Consider the following 678-nt stretch of genomic DNA (forward strand, 5'->3'; position numbering starts at 1 on the left):
GGACTACTCACGTCGCCTCCACGTCTTTGCGGTGCCGAGCCAGGACGCGGAGCACACATATGAGTCTCTGGTGCGGGCCTTGCGCTACTTCGGTGGCGGAGTGAAAACCGTTCTGGTCGATTGATCTTACCCAGCAATAGTGGACACGCGACTAAGTGAGTAAACTCCGAAGCCTGCAAACTGGCCCGGATCTCTGATTTATCCTGGCACCGATATTGGGAAGGGATCAGATCTCTCTGCTGATAACCTGAAGGAGCTGTTGGCAGAATGGCAGCATTACTACAACTGGGAACGTCCTCATAGCGCTCACAACGGTAAAACTCCAATGGAGCGCTACTTTGAACTTGCTGAGAAAACGCCATACTCCGATGCCGTTCAAGAAAACTATCAGCCCATGAAGAGCATATACAGGAACAGAATTACAAGCTAGAACTTGAGCTGAGAAAATTGAAACTAAGTCTATGAATCACACATTATAAAAAAGGAAAAGATGTTGTGATTGTGTAATCACATTAATAATTGCACCTTTTTTATATTGAGACAAGATATCACATGTCGAATATAAACCTAAACGTTCTTACTGCCGTTTTCTATTGGTTTACGCCAAAATGCGATGAAATTTTTTCGGTTTGTGCTTCCTGTTTTACCCCATCAATTAAAATGGTTGATGGTTAGAAG

Annotated in this window: 2 pseudogenes; both read left to right on the forward strand. The window is 44.2% G+C overall.

Features of this window, described 5'->3' with window-relative positions:
* Positions 1-121, forward strand: a pseudogene (locus tag AC5O77_RS21890) (IS21 family transposase); the annotation flags it as partial.
* Between the two features lie 108 nt (positions 122-229).
* A pseudogene (locus tag AC5O77_RS21895) lies at positions 230-465 on the forward strand (integrase core domain-containing protein); the annotation flags it as partial.
* Positions 466-678 lie beyond the last annotated feature (213 nt).

It is taken from the genome of Stenotrophomonas sp. INTA L402-1, assembly GCF_059295135.1.